Consider the following 15,180-nt stretch of genomic DNA (forward strand, 5'->3'; position numbering starts at 1 on the left):
CCTTGTTGTGAAGTCTGTATAAACAAACGGAATAGCTAAAGTGTAGCAGTTTCAGCGTATTTAAGCGATAGGCCGTCTGAAAAGGTATGACAGAAATCATGGATTTCGTTTTCACACCTATTCAGACGGCCTTGTGTTTAGACATACGGTTGCAAAGTGCGGCGCAGAATGTCCATATCGGTGATTTCGGTAATATTGGCACGCCCCAAGCAGTCGAGACCGATAAAGCGCATCACGCCGCTACTGACTTTTTTATCGTGGCTCATGTGGGCAATCCATTTGTCGAACGCAAATTTCGGCGGCGCAGACGGTAAATTGGCGGCTTCGAGCAAGGCGGCAATGCGGGCGGTATCAGCGGCGGTCGTTTTGCCAAGCTCTTCCGACAAACGTCCTGCCAACACGCAGCCGGCGGCCACGGCTTCGCCGTGCAGCCACACGCCGTAGCCCATTTCGGCTTCGATGGCATGGCCGAACGTGTGGCCGAGGTTGAGCCAAGCGCGGATACCCTGTTCGGTTTCATCTTGCGACACGATGTCGGCTTTCATTTTGCAGCAGTGATACACGGCCTGCGCCAGCTTGTATTGGTCTTGTGCCATCAGGTCGGCCATGTTTTGCTCTAGCCACTCGAAAAATTCAATGTCGCCGAGTGTGCCATATTTGATGACTTCGGCCATGCCCGCTGACAATTCGCGCGGCGGCAGGGTTTGCAGCGTGGTCAAATCGGCCAACACCGCCTGCGGTTGGTAAAACGCGCCTATCATGTTTTTGCCGAGCGGGTGGTTGATGGCGGTTTTGCCGCCGACAGACGAATCCACCTGACTCAACAGCGTGGTCGGTACTTGGATAAACGGCGCACCGCGCTGGTAAGTCGCCGCCGCAAAACCGACCATATCGCCGATGACGCCGCCGCCGAGCGCAATCAGCGTGGTTTTGCGTTCGGCGCGGTGTTGCATTAGGCCATCGAAAATCAGGTTGAGTGTTTGCCAGTTTTTATATTCCTCGCCGTCGGGCAGGATAATGCTGAAATGTTCGACGCCCGCTTTATCCAAGGCCGTCTGAATTTTTTCCAAATACAGCGGTGCGACGGTTTCGTTGGTCACAATGGCGGCCTTTTTACCCAAATACGGCTTGAGCAGGGTGTCGGCTTCATCCAACAGATTTTGCCCGATGAAAATCGGATAGGGGTGGGATGGGGTTTGAACGGTCAAGGTGTGCATAATCAATCCTAAAAATCGGAATCGGGATTCAGAGGCAAATTCATTAATGTGGATTCGGGAAGTAACCAATAGCCCGTAGCTTGGGATGAAATGCCCAATGGAACGAGGCAATGTCGGGTTCAACACAACCTACACGGCTTAGTTGATTCTACTAAACGTGAGTTCGGGATAAGCGTTTTAAATATTTTCAGAACTATATACGATATCTCGGCAGATAGAAAATCGCCAGATTTTCGTCATTCCTGCGCAGGCGGGAATGATGAATCCTCGCGGATTCCGTCTGCAAAAAGAAACACGTTTCTGAAATTTAAAAAGATATTCTATCTGCTTATCCCGAACTCACGTTACTAAAGTAGATAAGGCCGTCTGAAAACAGCGTATTTTCAGACGGCCTTTGCTAAGGTCGCCGCCGGTTTAAGCGTCGGCAGGTTGTTTTAATGCGTCCAGCACATGTTGGATGGTTTTTTGATAATTGCCCGACTCAATTACCACATGCGCGGTATCGCGGTAGATTTTATCGCGCACGTTATACAGCTCTTGCAATTTCGCTAACGGATTTTCCACGCGCAGCAGCGGACGGTTGGTGTCGTAGCGGGTACGTTCCAACAAGACTTCGGGCAGGGTGTGCAGATAAATGACCGTACCGTGTTCGCGCAGACAGCGGCGGTTTTCCTCGCGCAAAACCGAGCCGCCGCCGGTGGAGAGCACGATATTTTCCTGCTGCGCCAGTTTTTTCAAAATGGCGCTTTCACGGTTGCGGAAGCCCTCTTCGCCTTCCATTTCGAAAATGGTCGGAATAGATACACCGGAAGCCACGCAGATTTCGTGGTCGCTGTCGTAAAACTGCCGCCCGAGCAGTTGGGCAATATGTTTGCCCAAGGTGGTTTTGCCCGCGCCCATCAGCCCGACTAAGATTAAGTTGCCATTGATTTTTTCCATGTGAAAGATTCTATATGATATTGGCAGGAAAATGTTTGATTTGGGCGATTGCCTGATATTAATGCAATAGTTTATCAAAAAAGGCATGCTTTTTGTTATAAGCATGCCTTTTTATGGGTTTTAGTAGCGCAAGTTGTTACCGTGGCCGTCCATAATGCGAGGAGTCAGGAAGACCAACAGCTCTTTGCGGGTTTCTTCACGGGAGCGAGATTTAAACAAATTGCCTAATACCGGAATATCGCCTAGCAAAGGAACTTTATTAGTGGTATTACTGTTTTCCTCTTCATAAATACCACCGATAATTAATGTACCACCGTCTTCTACCATGGCCTGCGTATTCAGGTTTTTGGTGCTGATACACAGCGTGGTCACGCCATCAGTAGTGCAGGATATAGGCGTGTCTTTGTTGATTTTTACGGTCATGATAATTTGACCGTCAGGTGTGATATTCGGCGTAACGGTTAAACCCAATACAGCTTTTTTAAAGGTCACGGAAGTGGAGCCGCTAGAAGTAGATTCTTGGTAAGGAATCTCCTGGCCGGATTCAATGGTGGCTTCTTTGCGGTCTTGGGTTAATACACGCGGATTAGAGATGGTTTTGCTTTTGTTTTGTGTTTCGGCTGCGGATAATTCTAATCCTAATGCACCGGAGGCAAAAGAGCGCACCAAGGCAATAGAGGTTGTTGCGGTATTGGTTGTCGGCAGACTGATGTTTGGGCTGCTGCTGGAAACGGAATATCCGCTCGTACTGCCAGACAAACTAGAGCCCCAACTATTCGAGCCGTTGGTACCGCTATAACCAAATTTAACCCCTAAATCACGTGAAAAACCTTCTTCTGCTTCCACAATACGCGCTTCGACCATTACCTGACGGGCAGGCACGTCCAGCTCATCAACCAGTTTGCGGAATTTCTCAATCACGCTGCGGTTATCGGTAATAATCAGCGTATTGGTGGCAGGGTCGATCAGAGCGCTGCCTCGGTTGCTCAACAGGGTGTTGCGGCCGTTGCCGGAATTACCACTACTGCTGCCGTTTTCTTCCAAGCGCAGGATTTTACGGAATTCTTCGACGTTTTTGTATTTCAGTTGGAAGGTTTGCGAATACAGCGGGCCGAGTTCGGCGATTTCTTTTTCGGCTTGCAAAAAGGCTTTGTCTTTTGCCAGCAGCTCTTCGCGCGGGGCAATGTTGATAATATTACCTTGGCGGCGCATATCCAAATTACGCGCCTGCATGACCAAATCCAAAGCCTGATCCCAAGGTACATCTTTCAACGACAAAGTCATTTTGCCGTTGACGGTATCGCTGGCGACGATATTGATACCGGACTCTTTGGCTAAAATCTGCAAAATTGTCCGCACTTCTACGTCTTGGAAATCTAAAGAAATGCGGCGTCCGTTGAAGGACTTGTTGGCGTTGGCATTCAAACCGCGCGACTCAGCAGGCGTGGCTTTGGCGGCAATTTCAAAGGTAAAGCGGCCGGCTGCGGAGCGTGTGGTAACGTCCCAATTACCGTTGTTGCGGATAATCAGTTGGGTGGCATTGCCAATGCGTTTGAGCGTAACATTTTGTACCGGCGTGTTGAAATCGCCTACATCCAAGCTGCGCTGGGCTTGAGTTGGCAAAGGATGGTTTTTCAGCGTGATAACCAGGCGGTCATTTTGCTTTTTGATTTCCGGGTCGCCAGAGAAGGTCGGGGCGGTCAGCTCAATAATGCCGGAATTGCGTGTACCTTTGCGAAAGTCGATATTGGCCGAGGTTACGGTTTGGCTGGTTTGAGTGGCGCGAGGTGCCGGTTGCGGGACATATTCAGCGGTTTGCGCCGGAATAGCGGCAGTTTGGTCGGCGGTTTCGCTAACGAATACCCATACTTCGTTGCCGCGAATTTCGGTATTGTATTGGCTGCTTTTGTTTAAACCCAGCATGATACGGGCGCGGTTGTTGTTTTGCGCTGCTGTGATTTGGTTTAGCAGCGGGTCGGCATATTCTAAAACGGGTTGCGGTAGCTGGATGGTGGTGTTGGCAAAATCCAATGCAATACGCGCGGGAGTAGTGGTGACAAACCCGCTGGGGCTGGTTACGTCGCGGTCAAAGCGGATTTTGATGATTTTTTGGTTATCCGGCAAAGTGGAAACATTGATGTCGGTAATGTTGCCCGCAAAGGCCGTCTGAAGCATGGAGCTCATGCTCAGGCCGGCTAGGAATTTGGTAATGTACTTGGTTTTCATAAAAGTGAGACCCCTTAAAATCAATTTGGAACCGGTGCGGCATGATTGGCAACGGCAGGCGCTTGTTCCGGCGGATTGGCCGGTGCCGCTGAATTGGGAACGGGCATGGCAGCGCCGTTTTTATCGGATGGGCTGCTTAATGGTAATTCCGCTTTCCGGTGCACCCAGTTGCCGTAGCTGTCTTCAATCAGCTCGGTCAGGATGATTTTGTCTTCGGTAATGCTTTGGATACGACCGTGATTTTGACCGATATAATTGCCGGGTGCAACTGTATAGACGTGACTATCCGCTTGAACAAAACCGGAGATTCTGCCGTTGCTGGAAAGGTTGCCGACATAACGCAGGCTGTCAAGGCTAAAGGATTCCAACACTTCTTTGCGGCGGTTGGGATTCGGGGCATTGCCGCCTTTGGGTGCGGATTCCAAACGTCTGGGATCAAAGGCATTCAAACCGCTATATGCGGGAGGATTGTAGGCTGCAGGCGGTGTGACGGTAGGTGCTTCAAACGGAATGGTTTGGGATTTTGCCTGTTTGCGGGTTTCCTTCATCCATTGGTTTAAATCGTCGTAAGTGGGTGTGCAGGCTGTAATGCAGAGGACGCTTGCGAGTAAGAAAGTATGTTTCATCATTGCCTAGCCTTTTTTCTTTTTATTTTTCTTGGATTTATTTGAGCCTTTTCCATTAGCCTTGTCTTGCTTTTCTTGGGTTGCTGCTAATTCAGCAGCTACTTCTTCCGCTGGACGGGCTTTATAGGTCGTCGCTGTGGCACTGAGTGTCAGCGAGTCATTTTTACTGTCTTTATTGTTTTTTCCGATGTTGGGTTGAATTTTGATGGAATCCAAGGTAATAATGCGCGACAGTTCGCCAACATCTCGGGTAAATTGGCTGATTTGCTGGTATTTGCCGGTTACAGCGATTTCATAAGGCAGCTTTTGAATCGGGCCGTCGTTAGACGGGCTTTGAGGAATAACGCTATCAAGGCGCAATCCGTTATCCGAACCCGCTTGATGCAACTCTTGAATCAGGTTCGGGATTTCTGCATCAGTGGGTAATTGGCGCAATAAAACATCGAATGCGGAACGAATAGAGGAGAGCTCGGCTTTTAAGTTGTTCAAGCTACCCGCTTCAATGCTTTTTTGGGTATAGGTTTCTTTGAGTTTGGTTTCTTTGTCTTGCTGTTGCGTCAGGGTATCCAGCTGGCTGCGAAACAATGCGGCATAGCCTAAAGCTAATACGATGACAACAATGAGGCCTGCCAAAGCTAATTGTGATGGCATATTGAGCTGGTATAAGTTTTGCACATCTAGATTTTTTAATTTCTTCGCGGCCATTATTCTTGCTCCTGTTCCGGCTGTTCAACCGTAGCGTCCTCAGGGAAGGCCGCAGGTGTGGCTGGTGTGCTATTTTGGTTGAGCGAAACTTTTAATGTAAACTCCTGATACCTATCTACTTTTTTAATGCTGATTAACTCAGGTTGAGAGAAAATACCGGTGCTGGGTAAGGTGCGCATAAACATAGCGATTTTGTTGTCGCTGACTGCTTTGCCGGTAATTTTGTAGAGGGTTGGTGTTTCGGCTTCCAACGAGGTCAGGTAGGTGTTGTCAGGTGTCAGGACATTCAATGCATCCATGATTTGAGCGGCTTGATAGCGTTTTTTCTGTAATTCTTCAACTTTTTGCTTTTTGGCTAAGAAGCTTTCTTTTTCCTGTTTTAATTTTTTAATTTCGCCCAAGTCTTTATCGAGCTTTTCAATTTCGGTTTCTAAGAAACGGTTACGACCTTCTTGGTTGTCAATGGCGCTGTTGATGAAGAGGTAGGTCAGCACAGACAAACCTAAGCCTGCCAGCAATCCGCACAGCATTAAAATTTTGAATTTTTGCTTTTGGTGTTGTCTGATTTCTTCCCGGTAGGGGAGAAGGTTGATTTTGGTAAGTTCTATCATGCTGTTACAGCCCCCTTAAGGCCAGGCCGAATGCCAAAGTTAAAGACGGTACGTCCAGTTGTAATTGCGGTAAGTCGATTTTGCTGCTTCTTTCGGCATACGCAGCGGGATGGGCGCATTGTGTTGCCGTATTGGTTTGGGAAAAGATACTTTCCGCCAATCCGCTTTGTTGAGCCGCCAACCCTGTTAACAAGATATGTTTAATACCGGAGAAGGTATCAGAGGATTGGGTGGTGTAGTAAAACTGCAATACGCGTTGGATTTCTTGGGCAACTTGTACGTTGAAGCGGTCGGTAATCTGCGTTTGGTAGTCGGACGGTTTGGTCGGCGAAGAAATTATCTGCGCGGCTTGTTCTTCCGTTACCTGATAGGTACGCTGGATAAGCTGGTTAAGCTGCTCGGTGCTGACAGGTGTTTCTTGCTTGTAGAGGATTTGATCATTTTGCATGATTAATGCATACATCTGCGTTGCGTAAATACCGAAGATGGCAATTTTTTCATTGGTCAGCTCCGGCGCATGGTTGTTTATCCAAAAAGCAAAGGCATTTCGTTGTGCCAATAAATCCAAATCCATTGCTGATAAGGTCAACCCTGCATTTTCAAACATCTCAATGCGGGGTTCTACGTCATCTTTTTTGGCGGCTACGGTCAGCAGTTGTTGGCCTGCGGGTGAAACGGAAGTGCCGGTAATCTGGTAGTCATAATTGAGCTCTTCAACCGGGCCGATTTGCGCCACTTCGGATTCGGCAAACGCTTCCAAATCCAAACCGGTATGGTTCGGATTGTAGATGGCTTGTTCAACCGTTGCTTGGCTATTAGGGATGGCAGCAATAAAATTTTTACAAGAACTGCGTAATTGGGTGTAAGTATGTTGCAGATATGTAACAAGATGGTCATAATCTTGAATTTTGTTGCCTTTAACAATATTCTTAGGCAGTTTGGTAATAACGTATTTTTCCAACTGGATTTGGTTTAAACTACGGCTTGTCAGCTGTACCATTTTGATGGTGTGCTGGCTGATGTCAATGCCGATGGCCGTGCGGCTGCCTTGTCCGCCCGTTGTTTTATTGGTTTGGGCGGTGGTATTTTTTGTGCTTTTAAATAAGCGCATCATATGACTTCCCTGTATCATTAGAGTCGTGGGTTACGATTCCAGTATCCGTAAGCGATGGAGTCTCTTTGCACGGTAGTAACTGTGTTTTATCGAAACCGTCAGCTATTTTACTTTATTTAATGCTTGTAATGGCAAAATATTAATTAGTCATGATTAAAAAGATTATAACGACCTGTATCGGTCTGATGTTCGGTTTGGCTCTTTTCGGAGTAGGGCTGATTGCCATCGCAATCTTGGTCACTTACCCGAAGCTGCCCTCATTAGACAGTTTGCGGCACTACCAGCCCAAGATGCCTTTAACCGTTTATTCTTCAGACGGCCAAGTAATTGGTTTGTATGGTGAAGAGCGGCGGGAGTTTACCAAAATCGAAGACTTCCCGAAAGTGTTGAAAGATGCCGTGATTGCGGCGGAAGACAAACGCTTCTACGAACACTGGGGCGTTGATGTGTTTGGGGTGGCGCGTGCGCTTGTCAGCAATTTGGTGGCAGGCGGTGTGCAATCGGGTGCCAGTACGATTACCCAGCAAGTTGCCAAAAACTTCTATCTGAGCAGCGAACGCACCTTTACGCGTAAATTTAACGAGGCGCTGCTGGCTTATAAAATCGAGCAGTCTTTCAGCAAAGATCAGATTTTGGAGCTGTATTTCAATCAGATTTATTTGGGACAGCGCGCTTACGGTTTCGCTTCGGCCGCCCAAATTTATTTTAATAAAAATGTCAAAGACCTGACTTTGGCTGAGGCTTCTATGCTGGCAGGTTTGCCTAAAGCGCCTTCTGCTTATAATCCGATTGTGAATCCGGAACGTGCCAAATTACGCCAAACCTATATCCTGAATAATATGCTCGAAGAGGGCATGATTAATGTGCAACAGCGCGATCAAGCATTGAAAGAAGAGTTGCACTACGAGCGCTTTGTCCAAAAAATCGATCAAAGCGCATTGTATGTTGCGGAAATGGTACGTCAGGAACTGTATGAGAAATATGGCGAAGACGCTTACACCCAAGGCTTTAAGGTCTATACCACCGTCAACACCGAAAATCAGAAAGTCGCTACCGCCGCCTTGCGTAGGGCTTTGCGCAATTTTGACCGGGGCAGCAGTTACCGTGGTGCGGAAGATTATATTGATTTGAGCCAGTCGGACGACGTGGAAGAAACCATCAGCCAACATCTTTCCACTTTATATACGGTGGACGGTATGGTGCCGACCGTGGTGGTGGATACTTCGCGCAAGGGGGTGCAAATTCAGCTGCCGAGCGGCCGCAGGGTTTTGTTGGGCAGCGGCTCGTTGGGTTTTGCCGCTTCTGCGGTTAATAACAAAAAATTAGGCGACAACCGTATCCGTCGCGGTTCGGTGATTCGTGTCAAAGGCAGTGGAGATAGCTGGTCTGTCGTACAAGAGCCGTTGCTGCAAGGTGCATTGGTGTCTTTGGATGCCAAAACCGGTGCTATCCGTGCGCTGGTCGGCGGTTACGATTACCACAGCAAAACATTTAACCGTGCAACACAAGCCATGCGCCAACCGGGTTCGACGTTCAAACCGTTTGTGTATTCCGCCGCTTTAGCCAAAGGGATGACGGCCAGCACCCAAATCAACGACGCGCCGATTTCCCTGCCGGGCAAAGGGCCGAACGGCTCGGTATGGCAGCCGAAAAATTCAGACGGCCGTTATTCGGGTTATATTACGCTGCGTCAAGCTTTGGTGGCTTCCAAAAATATGGTTTCTATCCGTATCTTGATGTCCATCGGTGTGGGTTATGCGCAACAGTATATCCAGCGGTTCGGCTTTAAGCCGTCTGAAATTCCGGCTACTTTGTCGATGGCTCTGGGTGCAGGTGAAACTACGCCGTTGAAAATGACGGAAGCGTATGCCGTGTTTGCCAATGGCGGCTACAAAGTCTCCGCGTATGTGATTGATAAGATTTATGACAGCCAAGGCCGTCTGAGAGCGCAAATGCAGCCTTTGGTCGCCGGTGAAAATGCGCCGCAGGCGATTGATCCGCGCAATGCGTATATCATGTACAAAATCTTGCAAGACGTTGTGCGTTTGGGTACGGCAAAAGGTGCCAATGCCGTTGGCCGCTCCGATGTGGCGGGTAAAACCGGTACCACCAACGACAATAAAGACGCATGGTTTGTCGGCTTTAATCCGAGCGTGGTGACGACCGTGTATATCGGCTTTGACAAACCGAAAAGCATGGGGCGCGCAGGTTATGGTGGTACGATTGCTGTGCCGGTATGGGTTGAATACATGCGCTTTGCGCTCAAAGGTACAGACAGCAAAGGCATGAAAGCACCTGACGGTATCGTGACCAAGGGCGGTGACTACTACATGAAAGAGCGCCAAGTCACCAATGCGGATTTGGCGTTGGATAACGGCGGCAATGCCCCGCGCCCGAGTGTGCGCCGCAGCCGACCATCATCGAATAGCGAAACCCGTTCGCCGTCTCGCAGTGCAGGTTCATCCAAACCTTCCGCTGCGGCTCCGGCCGGTGAAACACCTGTTTTGCCGAGCAATATCGGTGGTGGCAGCAAACAGTTGGATTCCTTGTTTTAAACTGTCAAAAAGGCCGTCTGAAAATTTTTCAGACGGCCTTTTTTATAGCATGTCGAGTAAAAGACTAATGCAGAAATGTAATTATCATATTACAATTCAAGAGGCTTTTCCGCTGCCGTTTCCGCCTGCTGCAAACCGGCTGTTTCCGCGTCATGAGCCGCGAACCAAGCGCCGACTACTTCGTTGACCTCGTCCATACCTTGTTTTTTCAGGCTGGAAAAAAGTTGCACGCTGATGGTTTGGCGTTCCATATACGGCTTGAGGGCTTTTTTTACTGCGCCCAGCGTTTTGATTTGGTCGTTTTTAGAAAGTTTGTCGGCTTTTGACAACAGAATATGCACGGGGCGGCCGGTAATGTGGAAAAAGTCCAACATCTGAATGTCCAGCGCTTTGAGCGGATGGCGCGTGTCCATAATCAACACCAAACCAATGAGTTGGCGGCGTTGTTGCAGGTAGTCGCCTAGGAGTTTCACCCAATGCGCGCGCACGGCTTCGGGTACTTGCGCGTAGCCGTAGCCCGGTAAATCGACCATAAAATGACCGCTGGATAGCTCGAAAAAGTTGATGTGTTGCGTGCGGCCGGGGGTTTTGGAAACGTAGGCCAGGCGAACATGATTGGTTAACGTATTGATGGCGCTGGATTTACCTGCATTACTGCGGCCGACGAAAGCGATTTCGGCCGGAGTATCGGGCAGATCTTTCAAATGGTTAACTGTGGTGAAGAATTTTGCGTTTTGAAAGAGATTCATAGTAGTAATTTAATGTAAATTTAGTATAGAATACCATGTTTATAGAATTATCGGTTTTAATCGGGTAAAATTTTACCCGGTATTTGAATATAAAAAGGGCATTGGCACGGTAGCAATGCTGTAATCAGGAGCACTCCATGAAACGATTGACTTTATTGGCGTTGGCCGTGGCCGCCGGCGCGGTAACAGCCGCGCCGAAAGCCGATGTAAACAAAGGCAAAGAAATTGCCACCAACATCTGCGCGGCCTGCCACGCTGTTGACGGCAACAGCGGCATCGCCATGTATCCGAAACTCTCGGCGCAACACACTGCCTATATTTACCGACAAACCGCCGACATCAAAGACGGCAAGCGCACCACCGGCGCGGCAGCTTCCATGCGCCCGATGGTGATGAATCTATCTGAGCAAGACATGCGCGATGTGGCTGCTTATTATGCCAAACAACAGCCGAAAGCAGGCGAGGCCAACCCGAAAGAAAATCCCGAGTTAGGCGCGAAAATCTATCGCGGCGGCATTGCCGATAAGAAAATCCCGGCCTGTATGTCCTGTCACGGCCCGAGCGGTGCTGGTATTCCGGGCGGCGGTACCGATATCGTGGCTTACCCGCGCTTGGGCGGTCAACACAAGGCTTACATTGTCGAGCAGTTGAATGCCTATAAATCCGGCCAACGTACCAACACCATCATGGCCGATATTGCCAACCGCATGTCTAACGACGAAGTTAACGCTGTGGCCAACTTTATCCAAGGTTTGCAATAATCCCGCCGGAATTGCCATCCTGCCTGAAGGCCGTCTGAAAAATGTGTTTACACAGGTTTTTCAGACGGCTTTCATGCAGTTTCAAGGTAATAGATTGTAATCGGAATGATTGGCTTTTTTGCCGGACAAGACCCGCAAGCTGTTTTACCGATTTGCTTTTCTGCCTGCCATTCTTTAGATAACTTTATCTTTTAAACGCCATTTGCTATGACCCGACCTGCCCAAACCGTTCCGCTTATCCGTCACCCGTGGTTCGCTTTTTTAAGCTCCATGCGCTTTGCCGTGGCTTTGCTCAGCCTGTTGGGTATCGCCTCGATTATTGGCACGGTGTTGCAGCAAAATCAGGCGCCGGTGAATTATGTGGTGAAATTCGGGCCGTTTTGGGCACCGATTTTTGATTTTCTCGGCCTGTATGATGTGTATGCCTCAGCGTGGTTTGTGGTGATTATGCTGTTTTTGGTGTTGTCCACCAGCCTGTGTCTGATTCGCAACGTACCGCCGTTTTTGCGTGAAGCGCGTTCCTACCGCGAGCAGGCTAAAGAGAAATCGTTGGCGGCCATGCGCCATTCGGTGTTGCTGAACGAGCCGTTAGCGCCGCAGATTGCGCAGCGTTATCTGGAAGTGCAGGGCTTTGCCGCCAAAACCGTTACCCGCGATGACGGCTCGGTATTGGTGGCGGCGAAAAAAGGTGCGATGAATAAATGGGGCTATATTTTTGCTCACGTTGCGCTGATTGTGATTTGTTTGGGCGGTCTGATTGACAGTAATCTGCTGCTGAAAATCGGTATTCTCACCGGCAAAATCGTGCCGGACAACAACGCCGTTTATGCCAAAGATTTCAAACCCGAAAGCGTGTTGGGTACGGGCAATATCTCGTTTCGCGGCAATGTGAACATTACCGAAGGCCAAAGCGCCGATGTGGTGTTTCTCAACAGCGGCAACGGTCTGCTGGTGCAGGATTTGCCGTTTGAAGTGAAGCTGAAAAAATTCCACATTGATTTTTACAATACCGGTATGCCGCGCGATTTTGCAAGCGACTTGGAAGTAACCGACAAGGCCAGCGGTAAAAAAATCGAGCAGACCATCCGCGTCAACCATCCGCTGACGCTGCACGGCATTACCATCTATCAGGCCAGCTTTGCCGACGGCGGCTCCGATTTGAAATTCAAAGCTTGGAATCTGGCCGACCCGAGCCACGAGCCGGTGACGCTCAAAGCCACCTCTATGCGCAGTTTCCCGCTGGATTTGGGCGGGGCGCAGTATCAGCTGGAATTTGATCAGTTTACCGCCATGAACGTGGAAGACATGAGTACGCCGTCTGAAAAAAATCATAATCTTCAGACGGCCATCAACGATGTCCGCGCCGTGTCGCAGGAAGGTAAAAAATACACCAATATCGGCCCGTCGATTGTTTATCGCGTGCGCGACAAAGCAGGGCAGGCGGTTGAGTATAAAAACTTTATGCTTCCGCTCAGACAAGACCAAGATGATTTTTTCATTACCGGTACGCGCAGCGGCCTAGACCAACAATACCGCTGGCTGCGCATTCCTGCTGACAAAGCCGGTAAAGCCGATACCTTTATGGCCTTGCGCGAACTCTTGCGCGATGAAGGGGCGCGTAAAAAGGTGGTGCAGCAGGCAACCGCCGGTGCGCCGGCCGAAATCCGCGGGCCGTTTACCCAAGCAGCCGAAAACACCTTGAATATTTTTGCCCAAGGCGGCTATTTGGCGCTGGATGCGTTTGTGACACAAAACATTCCGCAGGCCGAGCAGGAAAAAATGAAAGGGTATTTCTATCAAATGCTGTTTGGCGTGATGAACGCCGCGCTGGACGAAACCCTGACCCGTTACGGATTACCTGCCTGGCCGCAAGATGAAGCGCGCAACCGCTTCCTGCTCAACAGCATGGATGCCTACACCGGCCTGACTGAATACCCCGCACCCATGCTGCTCCAGCTCGACGGTTATAAAGAAGTACGCTCTTCCGGCCTGCAAATGACCCGTTCGCCCGGCGCCTCACTGGTGTATTTGGGTTCGGTATTGCTGGTATTGGGCACGATTTTTATGTTTTACATCCGCGAAAAACGCGCCTGGCTGCTGTTTTCAGACGGCAAAGTCCGCTTTGCCATGTCATCCAGCCGCAACGAGCGCGACCTACAAAAAGAATTTCCACAACACACCCAACGCCTGCAACAGCTGGCTCAGGATTTGAACCATGACCACACCACATAAAGCCTTGTCCGAAAAGGGCGTGCCGCAGCACGAACTTTTAACGCAGCGCTCCTTTATCCGCAGCCTCGGCGCAGCCGACTGGCTGTTTGCTCTTGTTATCGCCGCCGTTGCCCTGTTTGCGCAAAGCCAAATCAGTCATCAGATGGACGTTTACGAAACCGTCATCCTGTGGGCAAGCGCGGGCATTACCGTATTGCTGGGCTGGTTTTTCAAACCCATGCGCTGGTTTGTGCCGCTGTGTCTGCTCTTGGCTTACGCCGCCCTGGGGCTCTACGGCGGCGACATCAAACACGGCGACAGCTTTTTGCTGAAATATTTTCTCAGCAGCCAATCGGCGATTATGTGGCAGTGCGCCTTTATCGTATTTGCCCTGTTTGCCTATATTGCAGGCGGCCTCTTGGCGGTGAAACAAAAAAACGAGCGCAATACCCTGCTCGGTATGGGCACGGCTTTTGCCTGGGTGTCGGCCGTGGCCGGATTTACCGGTTTGCTGGTGCGCTGGCACGAAAGCTATTTGCTGCGACCGGATGCGGGGCATATCCCCGTGTCCAATTTATATGAAGTATTTATCCTGTTTTTGGTGATTACCGCGTTGATGTATCTGTATTACGAAGGAAAATTCGCCGTGCAGAAGTTGGGCGGTTTCGTGTTTACCTTTATGGCCGTGGTGGTGGGGTTTGTGTTGTGGTACAGCGTATCGCGCGAGGCGCACACCATACAACCGCTGATTCCTGCGCTGCAATCGTGGTGGATGAAGATTCATGTCCCCGCCAACTTTATCGGCTACGGCGCGTTTTGTATTGCCGCCATGCTCGGCATAGCCGAATTGTGGGCGATTCGGCGTGAAGAAGCGGGCAAAGCCACTTCGCTGCCCGCCTCGCAGGTGATTGAAGAAGTGATGTACAAAGCCATCGCCGTGGGTTTCCTGTTTTTCACCATCGCCACTATTTTGGGTGCATTGTGGGCAGCCGACGCTTGGGGGCGCTACTGGAGCTGGGATCCGAAAGAAACCTGGGCCTTTATCGTCTGGCTCAACTACGCCGTGTGGCTGCACCTGCGCCTCGTCGCCGGCTGGCGCGGCAAAGTGTTGGCATGGTGGGCGGTGGTCGGCCTGTTTGTAACCGCCTTCGCCTTTATCGGCGTGAATATGTTCTTAAGCGGGCTGCATTCTTACGGAACGCTGTAAGGCCATTGGCTTGAGACAGAAAAATGCCGTCTGAAAACGATTGGGTTTTCAGACGGCATTTTCATTTTTATGCAGACAGTCAGAACAAATGGTTGCAGAGAAAGTATGTGGCTAAGGTACTTATCACCAAGAAACACTATTTTGCATACAGTTGGCTGAGCGTAGTCAAAGTCGCAGACAGGGCTTCGACTACGCTCAGCCAACTGATGTTTGTATGCATTTCAAGATTTTTAGTTGCATTATTTGTTATTAGCAAGAA

12 protein-coding genes are annotated in these 15,180 nt (G+C 49.7%); 4 read left to right on the top strand and 8 right to left on the bottom strand.

The genetic code is table 11. The features are described from left to right. Nucleotides 1-137: 137 nt before the first annotated feature. The 7 genes from aroB to pilM form a co-directional block, all read right to left on the bottom strand. Nucleotides 138-1,217, bottom strand: coding sequence for a 3-dehydroquinate synthase (gene aroB / locus J2T37_RS00670; RefSeq protein ID WP_253353263.1), 1,080 nt, complete (start codon nt 1,215-1,217; stop codon nt 138-140). A gap of 414 nt (nt 1,218-1,631) precedes the next feature. Continuing rightward, nucleotides 1,632-2,156 (bottom strand): shikimate kinase, encoded by a 525-nt coding sequence (locus J2T37_RS00675; protein ID WP_253353264.1) that lies wholly within the window; start codon nt 2,154-2,156, stop codon nt 1,632-1,634. Between the two features lie 120 nt (nt 2,157-2,276). Further along, a complete protein-coding gene (gene pilQ / locus J2T37_RS00680) occupies nt 2,277-4,382 on the bottom strand; it encodes a type IV pilus secretin family protein (RefSeq protein WP_253353265.1) in 2,106 nt (701 codons plus the stop codon). Between the two features lie 20 nt (nt 4,383-4,402). Further along, the gene (locus J2T37_RS00685) at nt 4,403-5,008 is read right to left on the bottom strand and encodes a pilus assembly protein PilP (RefSeq protein WP_253353294.1); all 606 of its coding nucleotides are present in this window, start codon (nt 5,006-5,008) and stop codon (nt 4,403-4,405) included. 6 nt (nt 5,009-5,014) lie between these two features. Further along, nucleotides 5,015-5,713: a type 4a pilus biogenesis protein PilO gene (locus J2T37_RS00690; protein ID WP_253353266.1), complete on the bottom strand. Its 699-nt coding sequence runs from the start codon at nt 5,711-5,713 to the stop codon at nt 5,015-5,017. Continuing rightward, nucleotides 5,713-6,324, bottom strand: coding sequence for a PilN domain-containing protein (locus J2T37_RS00695; RefSeq protein WP_253353267.1), 612 nt, complete (start codon nt 6,322-6,324; stop codon nt 5,713-5,715). Before J2T37_RS00695 ends, J2T37_RS00690 begins: the two co-directional genes overlap by 1 nt. Before the next feature lie 4 nt (nt 6,325-6,328). Next, complete coding sequence (pilM, locus tag J2T37_RS00700; protein ID WP_253353295.1) at nt 6,329-7,435, bottom strand: type IV pilus assembly protein PilM; 1,107 nt, start codon at nt 7,433-7,435, stop codon at nt 6,329-6,331. 152 nt (nt 7,436-7,587) lie between these two features. On the opposite strand from pilM, the gene J2T37_RS00705 reads away from it, so the two are divergent. After that, entirely contained in the window at nt 7,588-9,993 is a 2,406-nt protein-coding gene (locus J2T37_RS00705) for a penicillin-binding protein 1A (protein WP_253353268.1), read from the top strand. A gap of 89 nt (nt 9,994-10,082) precedes the next feature. Here the strand turns inward: J2T37_RS00705 and yihA are convergent, their stop codons facing one another. After that, nucleotides 10,083-10,742, bottom strand: coding sequence for a ribosome biogenesis GTP-binding protein YihA/YsxC (gene yihA / locus J2T37_RS00710; protein ID WP_253353269.1), 660 nt, complete (start codon nt 10,740-10,742; stop codon nt 10,083-10,085). Nucleotides 10,743-10,879: 137 nt separating this feature from the next. On the opposite strand from yihA, the gene J2T37_RS00715 reads away from it, so the two are divergent. The 3 genes from J2T37_RS00715 to ccsB all read left to right on the top strand — a co-directional run bounded on the left by J2T37_RS00715 (nt 10,880) and on the right by ccsB (nt 14,921). After that, a complete protein-coding gene (locus J2T37_RS00715; protein ID WP_253353270.1) occupies nt 10,880-11,503 on the top strand; it encodes a c-type cytochrome in 624 nt (207 codons plus the stop codon). A 270-nt stretch (nt 11,504-11,773) separates the two neighbouring features. After that, complete coding sequence (locus J2T37_RS00720) at nt 11,774-13,735, top strand: cytochrome c biogenesis protein ResB (RefSeq protein ID WP_253353296.1); 1,962 nt, start codon at nt 11,774-11,776, stop codon at nt 13,733-13,735. Next, entirely contained in the window at nt 13,719-14,921 is a 1,203-nt protein-coding gene (gene ccsB / locus J2T37_RS00725) for a c-type cytochrome biogenesis protein CcsB (RefSeq protein ID WP_253353271.1), read from the top strand. Before J2T37_RS00720 ends, ccsB begins: the two co-directional genes overlap by 17 nt. Nucleotides 14,922-15,180 lie beyond the last annotated feature (259 nt).

Source organism: Neisseria perflava, from assembly GCF_024170405.1.
Classification (GTDB): domain Bacteria; phylum Pseudomonadota; class Gammaproteobacteria; order Burkholderiales; family Neisseriaceae; genus Neisseria; species Neisseria perflava_B.